The following is a 21,072-nucleotide window of genomic DNA, read 5'->3' as shown; positions in this document are numbered from 1 at the left end:
GGATCCTCGTCGATGAGCCTTCCGAGCGGTCGTCATGGGCGCCATCGTGGGCGTCGACGTCTGCGTCTGCTGCGCGCGGCGGCCTGGCACCGCGCTGCTCGGTCCGAGGTAGCTCGTCCGCCAGGTGTGCAGCGATCACGAATGCGATGATGGGCCCATGGCACAGGGACCGCAGGACTCCTCAGTCACCGAGGACGGCATGACCGCGGCACAGGCCGTCGACCGGATCGAAGCCGCTGCCCACCCGCGCCCGCATGATCGCCGCCTGCACGCCCGCGGAGCCGTCTACGACGCACGCTTCGTGCCCAGCGGGCAGATTACCCAGTGGACGACCGCCACCCCTCTCACCGCCGAGTCCGAGGCGGTCGTCCGCTTCTCCAACGGCTCGGGCCGCTTCGACGCCGACGACCGGGTACGCGGCGTACGCGGAATGGCGGTGAAGTTCCTCGATGCCGGCAAGGGCGTCATGGATCTGGTGGCCGCGACCTTTCGGGTCTTCCCCAGCCACAATCCCGAAGGATTCATCGACCTGGTCGAGGCGTTGGGCCAGGCGGGTACGGAGGGCGGATTGGCCGACCGCGCCAAGGGGAAACTGGCCGCGGCCGGCAAGTTCGCCACCGTCCTCGCCCAACACCCCGAAAGCCGGGGGGCGTTGAAGTCCTTCGCCAGCCGGCAGGCGCCGGCCAGTTTCGCCACCGTCCGCTACGACGGCCTGCACGCCTTCGTCCTGGTGGACGAGTCCGGTGAGCGCCGCCCCTTCCGCTACCGCCTCGTGCCCCAACTGGGCGAAACCGAACTGGATCCCGCGCACGCCGAGACGCTTGCTCCGGACTTCCTCATCGGTGACCTCGACTCCCGACTCGAAACGGGACCTGTCACCTTCACCGTGGTGTTCCAGTTCGCGGAGGAGGGCGACCCGACCCACGACCCCTCACAGGCGTGGCCGGAGCACCGGCCGCTGATTCCAGCCGGGTATCTGCACGTGACGGCCCGCTCGGCACGCGAAGAACACTGGCAGCAGCAGGTGTTCGACCCCACCCGCCTCGCCCCCGGCGTAGAACCCTCCGACGACACCATGCTGGCCTTCCGCCGCCACGCCTACTCCGTCTCAGCCGAGCGCCGACTCGCTCCCTGATACACAATCAGGGCGGCCGGATGAATGTGACACGACAACCCAGAAAACGATCAAGAGCCCTGCCTCACCGAAGTGAAGCAGGGCTCTGATTTGCGACTACGAGGCGAACCTCTCGTCGGGACGACAGGATTTGAACCTGCGACCCCTTGACCCCCAGTCAAGTGCGCTACCAAGCTGCGCCACGTCCCGATGCCCGCCTGACCTGGGGTTTCCCCTGGCCGAACGCGCATCGAAACAATACCGCACTCGTGCAGGTGATCGCGCCCTCGTTTCCAGGGGGCCGGCGGAGACTCCGAGCCAGGTTGACCTGAAGTTTAGTTGAGGTTGCAGGGTGTTCCGTATGACGACTGCAGCGGAACAGGGTTACGCGTACGCCGAGCTGCCCCGGTTGATGGGGCTGATGACCGGCGATGAGAAGCATGGTCCTGCGGCGACGTCCACCTTGGACGCGCTGTGGGTGCTCTACGACCGGGTGCTGCGGGTGGGGCCGGAGCGGATGGACGATCCGGAGCGGGACCGGTTCCTGTTGTCCAAGGGGCACGGGCCGATGGCGTACTACGCCGTGCTGGCGGCCAGGGGCTTCCTGCCCGTCGCGTGGCTGCCCGGGTTCGGCTCGTACGACTCGCCCCTCGGGCACCATCCGGACCGGATGCTGGTCCCGGGTGCCGAGATCGGCAGCGGGTCGCTGGGGCACGGGCTGCCGATCGCCGTCGGCATGGCGTTGGGGCTGCGGGCGCAGGGGCTCGACGAGCCGCGCGTATGGGTGCTGACCGGCGACGCGGAGCTGGACGAGGGCAGCAACCACGAGGCGATCGCCTACGCAGGGCCGGCCGGGCTGGAGCGGCTGCACACGGTCGTGATCGACAACTCCTCCGCCAGTCACACCCGGCCCGGCGGAATCGCCGCGCGCTTCGAAGCGGCCGGCTGGTCCACGACGACCGTCGACGGCCGTGACCACGAGGCGCTGTACGCCGCCTTCACCGCCCCTCATCCGGGCCGCCCCCGGGTGATCGTCGCCCAGGTCGAGCCGAAGTCCGCCTGAGGCGAGCCATGGCCCTGCGACGAGCCGAAGTCCGCCTGAGCAGCGCTGTGGCCCCGCGCCGAGCCGAAGTTCGCCCGAGGCCAGCCGTGGCTCCGCCTCCCCGCAAGCACCCCGAAAGGAAACCAGCTCCCATGGACACCATGCGTGACCGTTTCGCCCCCGTCGTCTCCCAGCTTCTCGACGAGGATCCACGCGTCGCCGTCGTTCTTGCCGAGATCGGCACGGACGGATTCGAGCCCGCTCGGCGCAGGCACCCGGAGCGGGTGATCAACGTCGGCATTCGTGAACAGCTCCTGGTCGGGGCTGCCGCGGGCCTGGCGCTGACCGGGCTGCGGCCCGTGGTGCACACCTTCGCCAGTTTCCTCGTCGAGCGGCCCTTCGAGCAGGTCAAGCTGGACCTCGGGCATCAGGGCGCGGGCGCCGTGCTGGTCAGCGCGTCCGCGTCCTTCGACTGGCCCGCGGGCGGGTACACCCACATGTCGCCCGGCGATGTGGCCCTGCTCGACACCCTCGACGGCTGGACCGTGCACGTGCCGGGCCATCCGGACGAGGCCGAGACGCTGCTGCGTCAGGCGGTCGCCGCCGGGGACGACAAGGTGTACGTGCGCCTGTCCGTGCAGGCCAACCCGCAGGGGCTGCCGGTCGACGGGGCGCGCTTCGTCACCGTCCGCGAAGGGCACGCCGGGGTGGTCGTCGCCGTCGGGCCGATGCTCGACGCCACGCTCGCCGCCACCGAGGGGCTCGACGTCACCGTCCTGTACGCGACCACCGTCCGCCCCTTCGACAAGGCCGCACTGCGCCGGGCGACCGAGGCGGCGGGCGCCGACGTCGTCCTCGTCGAGCCGTACCTGGCCGGCACATCCACGGCCGCCGCGTCCGACGCGCTCGCCGACGTGCGCCACCGCGTCCTCGGTCTCGGCGTGGGCCGCCGTGAACTGCGCCGCTACGGGAACGTCGACGAGCACCTGGCCGCACACGGTCTCGACGCCCGGTCGCTGCGGGAGCGGATCGGCGGCTTCCTGGGGGCTGCCGTGGGCGTCTGAACCGTGGGCACCGGGGCAACGCACGTCCAGGGAAGGGCGAGGGCATCTGACCTGGCACCCGCTCCTGTGCACCGGTCGTGCCGGCGCACCGCTCAGCGCTTTTCGCCTCGCGCCGGTTCCGGTATCGCCCCGGTCGGACGCAGTCCCGCCACAGGAGCGGAAGCCGGGGTTTCGACGCGTACCAGGTCACGTATCGCGGGCACCGACAGGAGGGCCGTCGCGGCGACGAGGGTCATGACGCCGGCGACGAGGAGGACGTTGTCCGCGCCGAGGACCGTCGCGGCCGGTCCCGCCAGGGCCTGTCCGACGGGCATCATCGCCAGGGAGCCCGCGACGTCGTACGCGTGGATGCGGTTGAGGACGTCGGGCGCGACCTGCGTCTGCACGCTGGTCGCCCACATCACTCCCCACACCGACAGGCCCGCTCCCGCTATCACCGCTCCGGCCGACATGGCCGCGACGCCGAGCCCCGCCCCGACGGACGCCGGGAAACAGGCGAACGCGAAGAGGGCGACCGAACCAACCCGCAGCATGCGGCGGGGACGCAGTCGCAGCGCGATCAGTCCTCCTATGACGGTGCCGGCGCCCAGGGCCGAGTTGATCAGGCCGTAGGTGCGCGGGCCGTACTGCTGGACCACCTCCGTCGCCACCAGGGGGACCGTCGGGCCCCAACAGAAGATCATGTAAACGCACCAGATGACGATGACTCCCCAGAGCCAGGTGCGGGACCTGAACTCCCGCCAGCCCTCGGCGAGTTCGGCCCTGAAGGTACTGCCGTGGCGGACGTGACCTCCAGGCGCGGCCGGTGGCAGCCGGAGCAGCAGCAGACACAGGGCACTGAGCGCGTATGTGCCCGCGTGGGCCGCGAAGACCGCTCCGGCCGAGGCGAACGCGACCAGCAGGCCGGCCAGGGCGGGACCCGCGAGCTGAGCGGCCGACTCGGCGATCCGTATCGCGCCGTTGGCCCCCTGTACGTCGGTGGCGAGGCGCGGCACCGTACTGGCGACGCCCGGCTGGAAGACCGCGCCCGCCACGCCGTTGACCGCGCCGATCAGGCAGATCTGCCAGAGGACCACATGGCCGGCGAAGAAGAGCCCGGCTGTGAGGGCCTGGGTGACCAGTCGCACCAGGTCGGCGCCGATCATCAGCTTGCGCGTGCTGAACCGGTCGGCGATCACCCCGCCGAAGATGACCAGCCCGGCGAAGGGGGCGGCCGACGCGGCCATCGCCAGGCCGACCGCGCCCACCCCGTACCCGTACTGCAGCAGACCCGCGGCCAGCGCCACCGGCAGGATGGTGTCGCCGAGCCGGGCGAGGGCTCGCGCGACGAAGAACAGCGCGAAGTCCCGTGACCAGACAGACCGCGGGGCGCGCTCGGCGGCCGGGCCACGGCGGCCAGGGCCCTCGCCCGGACGACCACGGCCGGAGGCCTTGCTCCGCGCCGTGACCTGCCCGGCCGGTGCTTCCCCGCCCATCCTGCGTCCCCTCCCCGCCGACCGATCCCCTACAACTCCCCCGCAGAGTCCCCGCGTCCCACTCGCGCCTCCGGATCATGCCACGGCGCACCGACAACGCCTCGGCGGTCTCATTCGACCGACGGCAGGCCCAACTCCGGGTGGGAGTCCAGCAGCCGGGTCGGGGCCGCCTGGCGCCAGGAATCGGCGAGGATGTCGCGGAGTTCGTCGTCGTCCTCCAGGGCCGCGAGACGGACGCGGACCCAGGCGAAGCCCGCCTCGTGGTCGGCGATCCAGAACTTCGCGGGCTCGGCCCTGGCGAGCTCGTCCCGCTCCTCCTTCGGGCAGCGCACGGCGATGGAGGTCTCGGCCTCGGGCAACGTGGCGAACATCTTTCCCGCGACCCGGAACGTGGGCATGCTCCACGCGACCTTCTCCGTCGTGTCCGGCAGGGAGAGGGCGATACGGCGTACGTCTTCGGCATCCGGCATGAGAGGCACCGTAACCAATGGCACCGACAATCGCGCCGGGCCTCCGTCCGGCCTTCCCCTCATGCGGCGGACGGCGGCCGAGGAGGCCCTGACCACACGGAAACCCGGGGAGGGACTTCGCGGACACACTCCTCAAGGCCGACGCCTCCAGCAAGAGAGGCAGCCAACCCAGTCGCCTCCGGCGAGGGAGGCAGCCGGCTCAGTGAGGCAGCCCAGCCGGCAACGGCCCGCGCTACGCCTCCGCGGCCACCCCGAGCGCATCCAGCACCGGCCGGATCAACGGGTGCCCCTCCGCTCCCCGTCGTACGGCCGCGAAGACCCGACGCGTCGGCGCCACCCCGTCGACCGGGCGGACGACCACGCCGGTGAGGTCCATGCCGCGCAGCGCCGAGCGCGGTACGAGAGCCACCCCCGCGTCGGCCGAGGCCAGGGCCACCACCGCGCGGAAGTCGTCCGAGGAGTGTTCGAGACGGGGCTGGAAGCCCGCGCTCTCGCAGGCCAGGACCACCACCTCATGGCAGGGATTTCCGGGGTACGGGCCGATCCAGGTGTCCTTGGCCAGCTCGGCGAGCGGCACCTCGTCCACGTCGGCGAGGCGATGGCCGACCGGGACCACCGCGTCGAAGGGCTCGGCGTACAGCGGTACGTGGGTCAGGCGGGGGTCGTCGGCCCGCGGGGCCCCGCGGTACTCGACGGCGACCGCGACATCGACCTGCCGGTCTAGGACCATCGGCAGGCTCGCGTCGCCCTCGGCGTCCTGGACGCGGATGCGGATGCCGGGCGCCGACACGGCGAGGCGGGCCACCGCGGGGGCGACGACCAGGGCGATGCCGGTCGCGAAGGAGGCGACGGTGACCGTGCCGGCCGCGCCCGAGCTGTAGGCGGCGAGCTCCGCCTCCGCACGCTCGAGCTGGGCGAGGACCGTGTTGGTGTGGCTGAGCAGGATCTCACCGGCCGGAGTCAGCCGTACGCCCTTCGCGCCGCGCTCCACCAGACGGTGGCCCGTCTCCTGCTCCAGGGCGGTCAGCTGCTGGGAGACGGCCGAGGGCGTGAGATAGAGCGCGGCGGCTGCCGCCGTCACCGTACGGTGGTCGGCCACCGCACGAAGGATGTGGAGCCGCCGCGCTTCGATCATGCGACCGATTCTCTCAGGTCGGGCGAACCGGAACGAGTGAGGAGGATCCGTCGACCCGAAAGGGGCGAACCGCAACGGGCGATCGGAAACCGGGGAACAGGAACGGGCGGACCGGATCGGCCGGTCGGAAACCCGCGAACCTGAACCGGCGAACCGAAACGGCCGACCGGAAACCGGCGAACCGGAAACCGCGGCCCGGGTCGGCCAGTCGGAAACCCGCGAACCTGAACCGGCGAACCGAAACGGCCGACCGGAAGCCTGCGAACCGGAACCCGCGGCCCGGAACGGCCCTCGCTCAGGCGTCCAGCTCCGCGCGCGCGGTCACGAACGCGTCCACCGCCCGGTTCACGTCCGCCGTCGAGTGCCCGGCGGACAGCTGCACCCGGATACGCGCCTGTCCCTGCGGCACGACCGGGAACGAGAAGCCGATGACGTACACCCCGCGCTCCAGGAGGAGTTCCGCCAGGCGCCCCGCCCTCGCCGCGTCGCCGATCATGACGGGGGCGATCGCGTGGTCGCCGGGGAGGATGTCGAAGCCCTCCTCGGTCATCCGGCGGCGGAACAGCGCGGTGTTCTCGGCGAGCCGGATCCGCAGGTCGTCGGCGGACTCCAGCAGGTCGAGCACCTTGAGGGAGGCGGCGGCGATCACCGGGGCGAGCGTGTTCGAGAAGAGGTACGGGCGCGAGCGCTGGCGCAGCAGTGCGACGATCTCGGCGCGGGCGGCGACGTAACCGCCGGAGGCTCCGCCGAGTGCCTTGCCGAGGGTGCCGGTGATGATGTCGACGCGGTCCATGACGCCGTGCAGTTCGGGGGTGCCGCGGCCGCCGGGGCCGACGAAGCCGACGGCGTGCGAGTCGTCGACCATGACCATCGCGTCGTAGCGATCGGCGAGGTCGCAGATCTCGCGCAGTGGAGCCACGTACCCGTCCATGGAGAAGACGCCGTCCGTGACGATCAGCCTGCGCCGGGCGCCGCTCGCCTCCTTCAACTGCTGCTCCAGGTCCGCCAGATCGCGGTTGGCGTACCGGAAGCGGCGTGCCTTGGAGAGGCGGATGCCGTCGATGATCGAGGCGTGGTTGAGGGCGTCGGAGATGACCGCGTCCTCGGCGCCGAGGAGGGTCTCGAAGACGCCGCCGTTGGCGTCGAAGCAGGAGGAGTAGAGGATCGTGTCCTCCTGCCCGAGGAACGCGGACAGCCGCTGCTCCAGCTCCTTGTGCACCTCCTGCGTACCGCAGATGAAGCGCACGGACGCCATGCCGTAGCCCCAGCGGTCGAGGGCCGCGTGGGCGGCGGCGACGACCTCGGGGTGGTCGGCGAGGCCGAGGTAGTTGTTGGCGCAGAAGTTGAGGACCTCACCGGGGCGGCCACCCGCGGTGACGCTCACGGTCGCCGACTGCGGGGTGCCGATAACGCGCTCGGGCTTGTGTAGACCGGCGGCGCGGATCTCGTCGAGGGTGGTGCGCAGATCGTCGCGTACGGAATCGAACATCATCAGTTCCTTGAAGTCTTGGTTCCTGGAAGCCCTGGTTCCTGGAAGCCCTGGTTCCTGGAAGCCCTGGTTCCTGGAAGCCCTGGTTCCTGGAAGCCTTGGTTCCTTGGAGCCTTCGGCGGGGCAAGGTGCTCAGACGGTCCAGTCGAGGATGACCTTGCCGCCGCGGCCGCTCGCCGCGTCGGCGAAGGCCGCCTCGTGGTCGCGGTGGCCGTACCGGCCGGTGATCACGGGAGCGAGGTCGAGGCCGCCTTCGAGGAGCACCGACATCGCGTACCAGGTCTCGAACATCTCGCGTCCGTAGATGCCCTTGATCGTGATCATGGAGGTGACGATCCGGGACCAGTCGACCGCGAACTCCTCGGCGGGCAGGCCGAGCATGGCAATCCGGCCGCCGTGCGTCATGTTGGCGATCATGTCGCGCATCGCCTCGGGTCGCCCCGACATCTCCAGGCCGATGTCGAATCCCTCCCGCAGTCCCAGCTCGCGCTGGCCGTCGGCGATCGTCGCGTCCGAGACGTTGAGGGCGAGGCTCGCGCCGATCTTGCGGGCCAGCTCCAGTCGCTCCTCGCTGACGTCGGTGACGACGACGTTGCGGGCGCCTGCGTGCCGGGCCACCGCGGCGGCCATCAGGCCGATGGGTCCGGCGCCGGTGATCAGCACGTCCTCGCCGACCAGCGAGAAGGAGAGGGCGGTGTGGACGGCGTTGCCGAACGGGTCGAAGATCGCGGCGATGTCGAGGTCGACGGGGACACGGTGCACCCACACATTGGCGGCCGGCAGGACGACGTACTCGGCGAACGCGCCGTCGCGGCCGACGCCCAGGCCGACGGTGGAGCGGCAGAGGTGGCGCCGCCCGGCCTGACAGTTGCGGCACTTGCCGCACACCAGATGGCCCTCGCCGCTGACCCGGTCGCCGATCTTGATGTCGGCGACGTTGCGACCGATCTCGACCACCTCGCCGACGAACTCGTGCCCGAGCACCAGCGGCGTCCGGATGGCCTGTTGCGCCCAGCCGTCCCAGGACCGGATGTGCAGATCGGTACCGCAGATCCCCGTCCTGAGGACCTTGATCAGTACGTCGCCGGGGCCGGCCTGCGGCTCCGGAACGTCCACGAGCCAGAGCCCGGGCTCCGCCTTCTCCTTGACCAGCGCCTTCACGCAACGGCTCCTGTGGGTGAGGTCCCGGAGCAAGGCACGCCGAAACGGCTGGCCCGTGCCGGGGAGAGGGGTGAATTCCCCTAGGAATCTGCCGTACGACGGCTCCCTGGTCCATCGAGGATTTCTTAAGCGCGGCCACAGCTCTGCTTCACGCCATCCACCTCGCGCTGCACGTCACCCCACGCATCCCGCCACCCCGCGCTTCGCACCAACCCATCCGTCACACCACCCCACACACCACGCGCCCCCGCGCGTCACTCCTCCAGTAACCGGCCGCTCTCCCGGAGTTCGATCTGCTCGACCAGCTCCGCCGCCATCGACTTGATGGTCTCCAGCCCCGCTCGCCCCCAAGGGCGCGGCTCTGTGTCGACGGCGCAGAGCGTGCCGAGGGCGATGCCCGTGTGGTCGATCAGCGGGGCGCCGAGGTAGGAACGGACACCGATCTCGTCGACGACCGGGTTCCCGGCGAACCGTGGGTAGTCGCAGACGTCCTCCAGGACCAGCGCCTTACGTCGGACCACCACATGGGGGCAGAAGCCGTAGTCGCGCGTCAGACAGCGGCCCACGCCAAGTCCCGAGCCGTCCGCCGCGGTGGCGACCGCGATCAGCCGGTCACCCGAGCCGCTGCCACCCGGGCCACTGCCGTGTGGGGTGTGCAGGCCCGCGAAGAACTGCCGGTTCTCGTCGATGAAGTTGACCATCGAGTACGGCGCGGCGGCGACCTCGGCGAGCCTGTCCGCGAAGGCGTCGAAGGCGGGCTCCGCGCGCTCCCCCAGGCCCAGTCGGCGCAGCCGCCGCACCCGCGCGGGGGCATCCTTGTCCTCCGGGGTCAACAGCAGCCGCCCGGCAGGACGCCGGGGCTCGTAACTCATATACGGGCTCCACGACTTGGGGCATGTGTCATACACAGGCTCCGTTGCTCGGTCGTACGGGCGTCAGGTGCGGGGCACGAGACCCGGGGCGAGCGGGCGTCATGTGTGGGCTCCGTGACTCGGTGAGTGCGCCGGCGCATGAGCGAGGAGATGCCGCACCAGGACGAGCAGGGTCTGCACGCCCGAGCTGGAGATCCGGGCGTCGCAGCGCACGATGGGAATCTCGGGATCGAGGTCGATTGCCGCGCGCACCTCCTCGGGTTCGTAACGGTAGGAGCCGTCGAACTCGTTGACCGCGACGATGAAGCCGAGTCCACGCTGTTCGAAGAAGTCGACGGCCGCGAAGCAGTCCTCCAGACGGCGTGTGTCGGCGAGGATCACCGCGCCGAGCGCCCCTTCGGAGAGCTCGTCCCACATGAACCAGAACCGCTCCTGCCCGGGCGTCCCGAACAGATACAGCACGTGTTCCGGATCGAGAGTGATACGGCCGAAGTCCATCGCCACGGTCGTCTCCACCTTGTTCTCGACACCGTCGAGACTGTCGGTGGCGGCACTGACCGTGGTGAGCAACTCCTCCGTACTGAGCGGCGCGATCTCGCTCACCGCGCCGACGAAGGTCGTCTTGCCTACCCCGAACCCTCCCGCCACCAGGATCTTCAGCGCGGTTGGGAATGGGTCAGAGCTGTCGTCGTAGTCCATCGAGCACTGCCTCCAGAAGAGACTGGTCAGTGGGGTTGTGGTCGAACACGGGAGGCTTCGTCGTCAGCGCCCCGCAGTCGACGAGGTCGGACAGCAGCACCTTGGTGACCGCCGCCGGCAGCTTCAGATGTGCGGCGATCTCCGCGACCGAGATGGGAACCCGGCACAGTTCGAGTGCCAGGGTGTGCTCGGGTCCGAGGTAGCCGAGGGGGGTGGCGCCGGTGGCCATCACCTGCGACAGGAGGTCGAGCGCGGTGGTGGGCCGCGTCCGGCCGTTGCTGACCGTGTAAGGGCGCACCAGCCGGCCGGCCGCGTCGTCGAGCCAGGGCCCGTCGCCTGCCGCGGCCACGCTCAAGGCCTCAACGCCGAGGGTTCGGCCGCGGGCTGCCGGGGTGCGGTCATCAAGTACGGCCGGACGCTCTTGACCAGCATCGCCATCTCGTAGCCGAGCACCGCCGCGTCGGCCTCACGCCCGGCGAGTACGGCGAGACAGGTGCCGGATCCGGCCGTGGAGACGAACAGCAGGGTCGAGTCGAGTTCGACGACGACCTGACGTACGTCTCCGCCGTCGCCGAAGCGGACGCCCGCGCTGCGGCCAAGGGAGTAGAGGCCGGAAGCCAGCGCGGCCATGTGGTCGGCGCTGTCCGTGTCGAGGCCGTGGACCGACTTCACGAGTCCGTCGCTGGACAGCAGCACCGCGCTCGTGGTGTGCGGCACGCGCTGCACAAGGCCGCTCATCAGCCAGTCGAGATCGGATACATGGCCGGTCGGCGCATCGCTCGCCATGGTGGATCGACTCCTTGAGGTACGCAGGTCTGCGAGAGCGAAGGGGGTGGGGGGCGGTGTGGGGGTGGGGGTGGGGAAGCCACTGGTCATCCGGCCGGTGCGCTCCCGTCGTGCCGGGTGGTGAAGTCCTGTCCGGGCGCAGGCGCGGACATGGCATCGCGCGCCCCCTGCACCTCGTGCGGCGCGGGCGCGTGAGCCGTGTGCACCTCAGCTATGTGCGCCGCGCCGATGGGCGTTCCGGGCGGCCCGCCCGTCTCCGATCCTGCCGTCAGCGGCCTGCCCACCTGCGGTCCGGCCGCCTGCGGCCCAGCCGTTTGCGGCCCAGCCGACTGCAATCCGCCCGTCTGCGACCCGGCCGCGGGACGTACATTCATCGGCCGTACGCCCATGGGGGCGACGCCCGTCGACATCACACCGTCGACTCGGGCCACCCCCTCCATGGGCCACTGCCGCTCATCCCTATGCCGCTCATCCCTATGCGGCTCCTCCATATGCGATCGCTCCATATGCGATCGCTCCGTGTGCGAGGCATCTACGTGGGGCCGCTCCATGTGTGGCTGCTCCGTGCGGGAGGCGCCGGCGGCCTCCGCACGGGTGTGCCCGAGGTGGGCGTGCCCCATATGGGCCACGCCCACGACCGGCGTATCCACCCGTACGACCTCCAGCGGCGGCAGCGTGGACGAGCCGCCCAGGGGCCGAGCTGGCATGTCCGAGGGCTCCACCCGCGCCGATTCCGCGTGCGCCGCCTCCGCATGGGCCGCCTCCGCGAGCCCGATCCCGCGCTGGAACGCCGCCATGAGGCCGGGGTCGTGACCGGCGACGTACTCCGTGTCCTGGCGGGGTGCGGGCCCGTCGCGCAACTGGGGTGCGATGTGTTCCTGGGCGCGCCTGGTGGGCAGTTGAGGCTTGCCCATGGTGCCGCGGACCGCACCGCCCCGCGCTGTCGGCGGCATCCCCGCGTTGTCCGTCACGACGTGCCGGTCGTCGGGACGGACGCCGGGCACGGCCTCGGCCGGGTTGGGCCGCTCCGCGCGGGCACCGCGCATGGGCAGCGGCGCCGGACCATCGCGCCCCGCCGTCATCGCGCCCTGCGGCGCCTGGTCCCGCTGCGTCTGCCGAGGCATCGGGGAACCCGAACCCGTACCGCCCCCGGGCAGCGCGGACCCGGGGGCCGCCTGTATGGCCCCCGGACCCGCCGCCGGACGCCGGCCCCCGGACGCCGTCTCGTGGGGCCGGCCCCTCGTCACCCCTGCGGGATCGCCCTGCGCCGTCCCCAACAAGGCCTGCGGCACGACGAGTACGGCTTGGACCCCGCCGTAGATATTGGTCTGCAGCCGTACGTGGATGCCGTGCCGTCGCGCGATCTGCGAGACGACGAACAAGCCGATGCGGCCGTCCTGGAGCAGGCTGGCGACATTGACCTGGTCGGGGTCGGCGAGCAGGGCGTTCATCTTGTTCTGTTCGCCCAGCGGCATGCCGAGACCCCGGTCCTCGACCTCGACGGCGAGTCCGGCAGTCACGAGGTTGACGCGCAGCAGCACTTGGGTGTGCGGGGCCGAGAACACCGTGGCGTTCTCGACGAGTTCGGCCAGTAGATGGATGACGTCGGCGACGGCGTGTCCGCGCAGCGTGCCGTCGATCGGAGGCACCAGCTTGACCCGCGAGTACTGCTCGACCTCGGCGATCGCGGACCGCAGCACCTCGGTCATGGAGACGGGGTTGCTCCACTGGCGGCGGGAGACGGCGCCGCCGAGCACGGCGAGGTTCTCGGCGTGCCGCCGGATGCGGGTGGCGAGGTGGTCGATGTGGAAGAGGCCCTTGAGCAGATCCGGGTCCTCGATCTCGTTCTCGAGCTCGTCGAGGATCGAGATCTCGCGGTGCACGAGGGACTGGAGGCGTCGGGCCAGATTGACGAAGACTTCGACCTTCTGTTCGCTGCCCGCCTGGCTGGAGAGCTGCGCGGCCTGTACTACGGCCGTGATGGCGCCGTCGTGGGCGCGGGAGAGGTCGGCGGCAAGGAGCTCGAAGTCGTCGGCGTCCGCGGGCGGCTGGCGACGTGCCTTGCGGGCGGGCGGGCTCTCGCCGCGGCGCAGCCCCTCGACGAGGGTGCGCAGCTCGCCCTCAGCGCGGGCGCTGGTGCGGCGCAGGGCGCCTATCCGGTCCCGTACGGAGGTGGCGGCGCGGTCGGCGGCCACGGCGGCGATCACGATGCCGACGAGCGCCACGCCCAGCGCTCCCGCGAGCACGGCCCACAGTGTGAGGCCGGGCCGTGCGCCGGTGGAGCGGACGGTGAACAGCACGGCCGCGCACGCGCTGAGGGCCACCGCGGTCGGCGGCAGCACCGCCAGGCGCAGCAGTTGGGGCCGTAGGTGGGTCTCGGGCAGCGAGGGGGCTGTGTGGGCGACCGGCCGTCCGTGCCGTCCGCCCTCACGGCGGTCTGCGCGTGCGGCCGGTGCGCGAAGGTGAGACATCGGCGTCCTTGTACTGGTACGTCGGGGGTAGGGGACTGACGGGTCGGAGACGGGTCGGACATCCCCTGGGGCTCCCGCGGTTCTGCTCGACCGGGTCGGGCGTCATCGCGGTGCCGGTCGAGAAGAGCCGAAGAATTCGACTCCTCGTCGCCCGACGGCAACTGACAGTAGTCGGCAACGCATCATGTGCGGTGGGCAGTTGACAAAGTCCCACGGGCAGGGTCCCGCTCTGGTATGAGCCGTCGTACGACAGACCGATAACACCCTCGGACGCGCGTTCCCGTAGAGCACGGATTCGATCAGAGCTGGTCAGAAGTGGTCAGCGACAAACGGCGAGGGCCGGGGAGCAATGTGCTCCCCGGCCCTCGCCGTCGGTCCGAAACGTGGTCTTGGTGATCGGGAATGCAGCCCGCGAGTACCGTTTCCGGCTCTCCGGTGCCCTCTATCGTCCGAGCTGCGACGTCACCCGGCGTGTTGGCCGTGGTCCCGGCCTGGCCGTCACAGCATCCGACGGGCAGGGTGAGTCGGGCCCGGCATCACGGCGGGGGATTCCGCGATGCCGGGCAGCTCGGTCAGACCGTCCGCAGCGCCTCCGTGGGCTGCATCCGGGCCGCCCGTAGAGCGGGCAGGAGTCCGGCGATGGCTCCGATGGCCACGGCCGCGCCGAGACCGCCGGCCCAGGCGAGCATGGGGCAGGCATGTACTGCTTGCAGGCGGCTTCGGCCTTCTGGAGCTCCAGCGACTGCGGTGAATACGGCGCCGGGAATGCGCTGTCAGCGACCTCCCGGATGAGCTGCGGCCCTACGCTCTGGCCGCGCTGGAAGCCCACGACACGACATGGGCATTAGATGCTCCGGTACGCCGGCAGCCGGTTCGGGATCAGTTTCAGACCGAGCCGGCCGCGGACCGAGGCCGGGTCGACGGCGGAGTACTCGAAAATGTCCGGCCAGTCGCGCAGTTGCTCATCGTCGCCCAGGGTCTGCGGAGACAGGCTCTGCAGCGCGTTGACGTAGGCGGTGTAGCGGGGCGGCAGTTTCTACCCCGCTGTCAGCCAGGTCGATCTCCGCGACCGCCTGGACGGTCGCGGAGGTGTCGGTCCGGCCGCAGACGGCCGGCACAGCCCGTCTCATTTTCGGCGGCAGGGCCGAACGCCGCGCCGATCAGAGGCTTCTGCGAACTGCAGCCGTAGAACGACCCCGACCGGCCCGGGCCGAGCCGCACCCCAGCGTCCCTGGCTGAGCCGACGGCTCCGGCCGATCCTGGCACCGCATGTCACCGACCGCCGACAGGGCCCAGGAAGATCATCAACTGCCGACGTCACCGTTCGCCGGCAAGGTCGAAATCACCCGACGCCTCCGGTGCGACAAGCGGCTCCTTGGGGTGGCGCCACGGATGCGCACCGGGCAAGGACACACTTCGCCACCAGGCATCGGTGGGGAGAGTCCCCGCAGGCTCGAAGGGCTCTCCCGGCCGGGGAAACGCAGCTGCCTGCCCGATCGCCTCAGCGGCGTCCTTCGTCCACTCGCCGGGCTCCGCCCACGGGTGGGCCGCCAGATTGAACGTCCCCCAGTGGATCGGCATCATGACTCCGCCGGGCCGACCGCCCTGAAGATCCAGATGGGCGCGCATGCCCTCCTCGGGCGTCATGTGGATGTCGGGCCAGAACTCGCTGTACGCGCCGATCTGGATCATCGTGGCGTCGAACGGGCCGTGCTCCGCGCCGATGTCCTTGAAGCCCTCGAAATAGCCGGTGTCACCGCTGTGGTAGATCCGGTGCTCGTCACCGGCCACCGCCCAGGACGCCCAGAGCGTGTGCTGGGTGTTGCGCAGGCCCCGGCCGCAGAAGTGGCGGGCGGGGGTGGCGGTCAGGGTGAGGCCGCCGACCTTCGTCGATTCGTTCCAGTCCAGCTCGCGCAGCCGGTCCGCCGACACACCCCAGCGCTCCAGGTGGGCGCCGACACCGAGGGGCACCGCGAACACCGTGTCCGTGCCGGCCAGTGCCTTGATCGTCGGCAGGTCGAGGTGGTCGTAGTGGTCGTGCGAGATGACGACGACGTCGACGGGTCCGAGCGCGGCCAACGGCAGCGGGACGGGGTGCAGCCTCTTGGGCCCGGCAAAGTTGAACGGAGAACATCGCTCGCCCCAGACCGGGTCGAAGAGCACACGGTGCCCATCGATCTCGGCGAGCACACTGGAGTGCCCCATCCAAGTGAGCCGCAGTCCGCTCGGCGCGGGCCGGGCAAGGTCGGCGAGCGTCGTCGCGTGCACCGGCACCGGGCCGGCCGGGGCGCGCCGGACACGCTCTTCCTTACGGAAGTAGGCCTTCGCGGCCTCGCGCATGGCACCGTCGGGCCGGGGGGTACCCGGCGGGTTCGTGAAGACGCCGTCCGCGAAGTTGGGCGATCTGCGGATGCGCTCCAGTCGCTCGCCTCTCGGATCCGCGCCGAAGGCGGCGGGCCGCAGCGCGCGGAGCCCGGAGCTCAGGGGACGGGAACCGGTCACAGTACCTCCAGGTGGAGTCAGTCAGGCTTCCATTATGGTCGCCGCCTCTGACAGCGCCGGGCCGGCCATGTCACAGCACGAGGTCCGCGACCGTACGGCCTGCATCCCCCTCAACCCCACGGAGCGCCCGCTTCTTCCTGGCCCTGGGATGGGCATGCACCCACTTTCCACGGCCAGGAGCTCAATTACTGACTGGCCGTTCAGTACGCGTACTGTGACCGTCCGGCCCCGCCCGCCCGGCCCCCTTTGGCGACACCATGTACCGAGGACTCCGACACCCCCACGGCGGTGGGCCTCGCGCCGGCCCGCCGGCCCCCTGATCGCCGTATCGCCGTATCCCGAGGAGACCCCGTGACCGCCCCTCTGATGACGCTCACCTGGACCGACCACGTCACCGGACACCAGGGCTTCCTCGTCGTCGACCGGCTCGTGCGAGGTGTCGCCAGCGGCGGACTGCGGATGCGGGACGGCTGCACGCTGGACGAGGTCGCCGGGCTCGCCCGCGGCATGACCATGAAAGAAGCCCTGCACTACCACCCCGAAGGCCACTACATCCCGCTCGGCGGCGCCAAGGGCGGCATCGACTGCGATCCCCAGGACCCGGCGGCGTACGGACTTCTGGTGCGCTACCTGCGCGCCATGCGCCCGTACATCGAGAGCTTCTGGACCACCGGCGAGGACCTCGGCCTCACCCAGGACCTGGTCGACCGGGCCGCCGAGGAGGCGGGCCTCGTCTCCTCGATCCAGGCCGTGTACCCACTGCTCGACGACGAGGTGACCGCGAGACGGCGGCTCGCGGACGCGTTCGCGGTCGAGGTGGACGGGATCGGGCTCGACGAGCTGGTCGGCGGATGCGGTGTCGCCGAGTCGGTGCTCGCGGCCCTGGACCGCGCGGGCATGCCGTACGCCGGGACGCGCGTCGCCGTGCAGGGGCTCGGCACCATGGGCGGCGCCACGGCACGGTTCCTCACGCGCGCGGGACTCACGGTAGTGGCCGTCGCCGACATCAAGGGCACGATCGGCAACCCTGAAGGCCTCGACGTCGACGCGCTGCTCGCGGCCCGGGACGCGTACGGGACCGTCGACCGCTCGGTGCTGCGCCCCGCCGACCATGAACTGCCGGGCGACGCCTGGCTGTCGGCCGAGGCGGAGGTGCTGGTGCCCGCGGCGGTCTCGTACGCGATCGACACCGTGAACCAGCAGTCGATCAGCGCCCGTTGGATCGTCGAGGCGGCCAACATGCCCGTTCTGGCCGAGGCGGAGGAACTGCTCGCCGCGCGCGGAGTCACCGTCCTGCCGGACGTCGTGGTCAACTCCGGCACGAACGCCTGGTGGTGGTGGACGCTGTTCGGCGACATCGGCGCGGACCCGGACGAGGCCTTCGCGTACATCCGGCACTCCATGCGCGCCCTCATCGACCAGATCCTGACCCGCGCGGAGGCCGACGGGAGCACACCGCGGGCCGCCGCGCACGCCATCGTCGCGGATCGACTGCCGGTGATCGCCGAGCGGTTCGGCTGGTACGTATGACCACGGCTGGCCACCCGCATCCCCGGCCCGACCTGGGAGACCCGGCACCGACACGCCCTCCGGCGAGGGATTAGGGTTGCCGCGTGGCGAGAGTGCGGTTGAACGTGGCGGAACGGCGCGAGGAGTTGCTGCGCGCCGCAGTCGAGCAGATCGAGGCGCGGGGTGTGGCCGCGGTACGGATCGCCGACGTGGCCTCGGCGCTCGGAGTGAGCAACGCGCTGGTGCTGTACCACTTCTCGACCAAGGAGAAGCTGCTCGCCGAGGCGTTCACGTACGCCGCCGAGGGCGACCTCGCCCATCTGCGCAAGCTGCTCGGCCGTCGCACCTCGGCGCTGCGCCGGCTGCGGACCGCGGTGCGCTGGTACGCGCCGACCGGGCAGGCAAAGGGGTGGCGGCTGTGGATCGAGGGCTGGGCGGCCGCCCTGCGCGAGCCCGCGCTCCGGGAGGTCACCTGCTATCTCGACAAGCAGTGGAAGGCCGCGATCATCGAGGTGATCGCGGAGGGCGTGGCGGCGGGTGAGTTCCGCTGCCCGGACCCCACGGGCACGGCCCTTCGGCTGACAGCCCTGCTCGACGGGCTCGCCGTGCAGATGACCGCGTACGAGGGTGCGGTGTCGCGGGCTCAGACCCACGAGTGGGTCGACGAGGCACTCGCGCGCGAACTCGGCCTCGATCGGGAGGCGTTGACGGCGGCGGTGCGCGGTGGGGGGTCCCTCCCCCGCCGCACCCGGGGGCCCCCCCCCGCGGCCCGGCCCGGCGGCGTCTCGCACACCCCCCCCCGACGGCGGGGGGGGGGGGGGGGGGGCCGCACCCCCCCCACCACGCACCACCCCTCGTCCCGTCCGGCGCCACTGCCCGGCTCAGGCCACCGCGTCGATCCATGTCCTGATGTCGTCCGGCGAGAGCGTCCCCTTGGCCGCCACATGATCCCCGGAGGATTCACCGCGCAACCGCCGCCCGATCCACGGGACCAGGTATTCACGCGCCCAGTGGATGTTGTCGCGCCGGACCTCGAGCGTGCCGCGCGGCGGGAGCGGCGGCCACGGCTGGTCCGGGTCGGCCGGCACTTCGAGGCCGAGGAGCTGACCGGCCCGGAGCGCGACGCGGGTATGGCCCTCGGGTGACAGGTGGAGGCGGTCGCCGTCCCAGGCGCGGCGGTCCTGAATCGTCTTCAGGGACCACAGGTCCAGGACGGGGCAGCCGTACCGGTCGGCGATGGCCCGGAGGTGTCCGTTGTACGTGGCGATCTTGCCGCGCATGTGCTTGAGCACGGGCACGCCACGGGTGTCGAAGCCGGTCGTCACCAGGACGGTGCCGACGACAGAGGTGAGGTCGGCGACCGCGCGCTCGAAGCGCTCCGCGACTTCGTCGGGGTCGACGCCGGGCCGGATGATGTCGTTGCCGCCCGCGCAGAAGGAGACCAGGTCCGGCGCGAGCTCCTTCGCCCGCGAGAGCTGGTGCTCGACGATCTGGTCGAGCAGTTTGCCGCGTACGGCGAGATTGGTGTAGGTGAAGTCGCCCTCGGGACGCCGGTCCGCGAGCAGTACCGCGAAGCGGTCCGCCCAACCGACAAAGGCCCCGTCAGGCCCGGGGTCGCCGACGCCCTCGGTGAAGCTGTCCCCCACCGCTACGTACGACCCGATCACTGATCTGTTGCCACTCTTCGAATCGTCTGCCACATCGACCCATGATTCACCTTTGAGTGTGACCTACGCGACCGTATTTTAGGGTTGACGGGTGGTGACATAAGCCACTCATAAAGCCTGGGTCAAGCTCGGAATAAGGGCCCACCAGGGGTAGTTGAACAGCCGCCACACCCGGACGCGGGTGCACGTGAACACGACGTCCTGAGCGCGAAACGCAGAAGGCCGGGCCCCGGGGATCGTGGGGTCCGGCCTTCGGTTCCGAGCTCAGTTCCGAGCGAACGGCGTCAGCCGACGGTGACACCGTGCGCGCGCAGGTACGCGACCGGGTCGACGTCCGAGCCGTAGTCCGGCGTGGTGCGGATCTCGAAGTGCAGGTGCGGTCCGGTGACGTTGCCGGTCGCCCCGGAGAGGCCGATCTGCTGCCCCTCGGTCACGGTCTGGCCGGCCGAGACGGAGAGGGAGGAGAGGTGGGCGTACTGCGAGTACTGGCCGTCGGCGTGCTGGATGACGACCTGGTTGCCGTACGCGCCGCCCCAGCCCGCCGAGACGACGGTGCCCGCGGCGACGGACTTGATGGTGGTGCCGGTCGGGACCACGAAGTCCACGCCCGTGTGGTAGCCGCTGGACCACATGCTGCCGGCGACCTTGTAGCCGGTGCCGATCGTCGCGCCCTCGACCGGCAGCGTGTAGCCGGAACTGCTGCTGGAGGCCGCGGTGTCGTCGGCCTTGGCCGTGGGCTCGGCCGCCGTCTTGGCGGACGACTCGGACGCCTTCGAGGACTTCGCCGACTTGGAGGACTTGGACGCCTCGCCGGACGACTTGGTCGTGCCGCTCGACGCGGCGGCCTTCTTGCCGATCGTCAGCTTCAGGCCCGGGTGGATCAGAGCGGGGTCCTCACCGACGGCCTTGCGGTTGTCCGAGTACAGCTTCTTCCAGCCGCCGCTGACGCTCTGGTCGTCGGCGATCTTCGAGAGGGAGTCACCGGCCCTTACCGCGTAGGTCTTCGTCGCGGACTTCTGGGCCGCGGCAGGAGCGGAAGTGGCGGCCTTTTCCGAAGCTGAGGCCGTGGCGGCCTTTCCCGAAGCCGAGGCCGAAGCCGTGACAGCCTTTTCCGAAGCGGAAGAAGCCGTGGAAGCCGAGGCGGTGGCGGCATGGGCCCCAGTGGCTCCCATGAGCGGCAGCGCGAGCGCGGCGCCACCCGTTCCGGCCACGGCGATCGAGCGCGTGAAACGCTGGGACTTGGGACGGCGGTGCTTACCCTTCGCGGGCATGACGAATTCCTCTCCGGCGCCTGCGAGGTGAGCTGTCGGGTGCGGGCTGGAGATGCCCGGCCGCGCTGCTGCGCGGCTATACCCCTAGCCGTTCCGGAGACCGGAACAGGCGTCTTACCTGTGGGTCCCCCGCTCCTGCCACATACGGGTGAGTGTGCGGATTCCGGGCGGCGGCAGGATTGGGCGTCCGTCCGGATTGAGGGCGAACGTAAGCGAGATGAGACCGCGTCGACAAGCATGTGGGTTTTCTGTGGATGCGCCGCCCTTGATCCACGCCGGAATTACCGTAACCCTCTGTCGACGAAAGGCCTTTCCCGCCTGTCAAATCACCAGGAAATTCCAGCG

The 21,072-nt window shown here is 70.8% G+C and carries 17 protein-coding genes, 1 tRNA gene, 1 pseudogene and 1 riboswitch; of the genes and pseudogenes, 5 read left to right on the top strand and 14 right to left on the bottom strand.

Going from position 1 to position 21,072, the window contains the following annotated elements:
- Positions 1-157 precede the first annotated feature (157 nt).
- Positions 158-1,135, top strand: coding sequence for a catalase (locus ACFVKT_RS01890; protein WP_385726503.1), 978 nt, complete (start codon positions 158-160; stop codon positions 1,133-1,135).
- 115 nt (positions 1,136-1,250) lie between these two features.
- Here the strand turns inward: ACFVKT_RS01890 and ACFVKT_RS01885 are convergent.
- Positions 1,251-1,324: transfer RNA gene (locus ACFVKT_RS01885), tRNA-Pro, on the bottom strand.
- A gap of 151 nt (positions 1,325-1,475) precedes the next feature.
- On the opposite strand from ACFVKT_RS01885, the gene ACFVKT_RS01880 reads away from it, so the two are divergent.
- Entirely contained in the window at positions 1,476-2,177 is a 702-nt protein-coding gene (locus ACFVKT_RS01880) for a transketolase (RefSeq protein ID WP_385726502.1), read from the top strand.
- 131 nt (positions 2,178-2,308) lie between these two features.
- On the top strand, positions 2,309-3,220 hold the full coding sequence (locus tag ACFVKT_RS01875) for a transketolase family protein (protein WP_385726500.1): 912 nt from the start codon (positions 2,309-2,311) through the stop codon (positions 3,218-3,220).
- Between the two features lie 92 nt (positions 3,221-3,312).
- On the opposite strand, the gene ACFVKT_RS01870 is transcribed toward ACFVKT_RS01875, so the two are convergent.
- From ACFVKT_RS01870 to ACFVKT_RS01820, 11 genes are all read right to left on the bottom strand, one after another.
- Positions 3,313-4,695 carry an MFS transporter gene (locus tag ACFVKT_RS01870; protein ID WP_385726498.1) on the bottom strand — a complete coding sequence of 461 codons (1,383 nt, stop codon included), beginning with the start codon at positions 4,693-4,695 and terminating at the stop codon, positions 3,313-3,315.
- A 110-nt stretch (positions 4,696-4,805) separates the two neighbouring features.
- Positions 4,806-5,165, bottom strand: coding sequence for an MmcQ/YjbR family DNA-binding protein (locus ACFVKT_RS01865; RefSeq protein ID WP_385726496.1), 360 nt, complete (start codon positions 5,163-5,165; stop codon positions 4,806-4,808).
- A 232-nt stretch (positions 5,166-5,397) separates the two neighbouring features.
- Positions 5,398-6,300, bottom strand: coding sequence for a LysR family transcriptional regulator (locus ACFVKT_RS01860; protein WP_385726494.1), 903 nt, complete (start codon positions 6,298-6,300; stop codon positions 5,398-5,400).
- 295 nt (positions 6,301-6,595) lie between these two features.
- Positions 6,596-7,789 carry a glycine C-acetyltransferase gene (locus ACFVKT_RS01855; RefSeq protein WP_385728095.1) on the bottom strand — a complete coding sequence of 398 codons (1,194 nt, stop codon included), beginning with the start codon at positions 7,787-7,789 and terminating at the stop codon, positions 6,596-6,598.
- Between the two features lie 132 nt (positions 7,790-7,921).
- Positions 7,922-8,950, bottom strand: a complete 1,029-nt coding sequence (gene tdh / locus ACFVKT_RS01850; protein WP_385726492.1) for an L-threonine 3-dehydrogenase — start codon at positions 8,948-8,950, stop codon at positions 7,922-7,924.
- A 254-nt stretch (positions 8,951-9,204) separates the two neighbouring features.
- A complete protein-coding gene (locus ACFVKT_RS01845) occupies positions 9,205-9,822 on the bottom strand; it encodes a GAF domain-containing protein (protein ID WP_385726490.1) in 618 nt (205 codons plus the stop codon).
- A 99-nt stretch (positions 9,823-9,921) separates the two neighbouring features.
- On the bottom strand, positions 9,922-10,521 hold the full coding sequence (locus ACFVKT_RS01840) for an ATP/GTP-binding protein (protein ID WP_385726488.1): 600 nt from the start codon (positions 10,519-10,521) through the stop codon (positions 9,922-9,924).
- Positions 10,499-10,870, bottom strand: a complete 372-nt coding sequence (locus ACFVKT_RS01835) for a DUF742 domain-containing protein (RefSeq protein ID WP_385726486.1) — start codon at positions 10,868-10,870, stop codon at positions 10,499-10,501. The genes ACFVKT_RS01840 and ACFVKT_RS01835 overlap by 23 nt, the downstream gene beginning before the upstream one ends.
- Positions 10,871-10,872: 2 nt before the next feature.
- A complete protein-coding gene (locus tag ACFVKT_RS01830) occupies positions 10,873-11,307 on the bottom strand; it encodes a roadblock/LC7 domain-containing protein (protein WP_385726484.1) in 435 nt (144 codons plus the stop codon).
- A gap of 86 nt (positions 11,308-11,393) precedes the next feature.
- Positions 11,394-13,778, bottom strand: coding sequence for an ATP-binding protein (locus tag ACFVKT_RS01825; protein WP_385726482.1), 2,385 nt, complete (start codon positions 13,776-13,778; stop codon positions 11,394-11,396).
- A 1,317-nt stretch (positions 13,779-15,095) separates the two neighbouring features.
- Positions 15,096-16,280, bottom strand: coding sequence for an MBL fold metallo-hydrolase (locus ACFVKT_RS01820; RefSeq protein ID WP_385726481.1), 1,185 nt, complete (start codon positions 16,278-16,280; stop codon positions 15,096-15,098).
- 351 nt (positions 16,281-16,631) lie between these two features.
- On the opposite strand from ACFVKT_RS01820, the gene ACFVKT_RS01815 reads away from it, so the two are divergent.
- A complete protein-coding gene (locus tag ACFVKT_RS01815; RefSeq protein WP_385726480.1) occupies positions 16,632-17,810 on the top strand; it encodes a Glu/Leu/Phe/Val dehydrogenase dimerization domain-containing protein in 1,179 nt (392 codons plus the stop codon).
- An 83-nt stretch (positions 17,811-17,893) separates the two neighbouring features.
- Positions 17,894-18,502: pseudogene (locus ACFVKT_RS01810) on the top strand (TetR/AcrR family transcriptional regulator); the annotation flags it as partial.
- 168 nt (positions 18,503-18,670) lie between these two features.
- Here ACFVKT_RS01810 and ACFVKT_RS01805 read toward each other — a convergent pair.
- Both ACFVKT_RS01805 and ACFVKT_RS01800 read right to left on the bottom strand, forming a co-directional pair.
- A complete protein-coding gene (locus ACFVKT_RS01805) occupies positions 18,671-19,456 on the bottom strand; it encodes an SGNH/GDSL hydrolase family protein (RefSeq protein ID WP_385728093.1) in 786 nt (261 codons plus the stop codon).
- 284 nt (positions 19,457-19,740) lie between these two features.
- On the bottom strand, positions 19,741-20,727 hold the full coding sequence (locus ACFVKT_RS01800; protein ID WP_385726478.1) for a peptidoglycan DD-metalloendopeptidase family protein: 987 nt from the start codon (positions 20,725-20,727) through the stop codon (positions 19,741-19,743).
- A gap of 4 nt (positions 20,728-20,731) precedes the next feature.
- Positions 20,732-20,907, bottom strand: a riboswitch (cyclic di-AMP (ydaO/yuaA leader).
- Positions 20,908-21,072: the final 165 nt, after the last annotated feature.

This window comes from Streptomyces sp. NPDC127595, from assembly GCF_042671685.1.
In the GTDB taxonomy this organism is placed as follows: domain Bacteria; phylum Actinomycetota; class Actinomycetes; order Streptomycetales; family Streptomycetaceae; genus Streptomyces.
The sequence above is the reverse complement of the archived record's forward strand: the minus strand, read 5'-3'. Positions and strand labels throughout refer to the sequence as shown.

Excerpts from the sequence above, each read along its gene's own strand:
- ACFVKT_RS01890 (WP_385726503.1), top strand. The coding sequence starts at position 158 with ATGGCACAGGGACCGCAGGACTCCTCAGTCACCGAGGACGGCATGACC.
- ACFVKT_RS01880 (WP_385726502.1), top strand. The coding sequence starts at position 1,476 with ATGACGACTGCAGCGGAACAGGGTTACGCGTACGCCGAGCTGCCCCGG.
- ACFVKT_RS01875 (WP_385726500.1), top strand. The coding sequence starts at position 2,309 with ATGGACACCATGCGTGACCGTTTCGCCCCCGTCGTCTCCCAGCTTCTC.
- ACFVKT_RS01870 (WP_385726498.1), bottom strand. The coding sequence starts at position 4,695 with ATGGGCGGGGAAGCACCGGCCGGGCAGGTCACGGCGCGGAGCAAGGCC.
- ACFVKT_RS01865 (WP_385726496.1), bottom strand. The coding sequence starts at position 5,165 with ATGCCGGATGCCGAAGACGTACGCCGTATCGCCCTCTCCCTGCCGGAC.
- ACFVKT_RS01860 (WP_385726494.1), bottom strand. The coding sequence starts at position 6,300 with ATGATCGAAGCGCGGCGGCTCCACATCCTTCGTGCGGTGGCCGACCAC.
- ACFVKT_RS01855 (WP_385728095.1), bottom strand. The coding sequence starts at position 7,789 with ATGTTCGATTCCGTACGCGACGATCTGCGCACCACCCTCGACGAGATC.
- ACFVKT_RS01845 (WP_385726490.1), bottom strand. The coding sequence starts at position 9,822 with ATGAGTTACGAGCCCCGGCGTCCTGCCGGGCGGCTGCTGTTGACCCCG.
- ACFVKT_RS01840 (WP_385726488.1), bottom strand. The coding sequence starts at position 10,521 with ATGGACTACGACGACAGCTCTGACCCATTCCCAACCGCGCTGAAGATC.
- ACFVKT_RS01830 (WP_385726484.1), bottom strand. The coding sequence starts at position 11,307 with ATGGCGAGCGATGCGCCGACCGGCCATGTATCCGATCTCGACTGGCTG.
- ACFVKT_RS01825 (WP_385726482.1), bottom strand. The coding sequence starts at position 13,778 with ATGTCTCACCTTCGCGCACCGGCCGCACGCGCAGACCGCCGTGAGGGC.
- ACFVKT_RS01800 (WP_385726478.1), bottom strand. The coding sequence starts at position 20,727 with ATGCCCGCGAAGGGTAAGCACCGCCGTCCCAAGTCCCAGCGTTTCACG.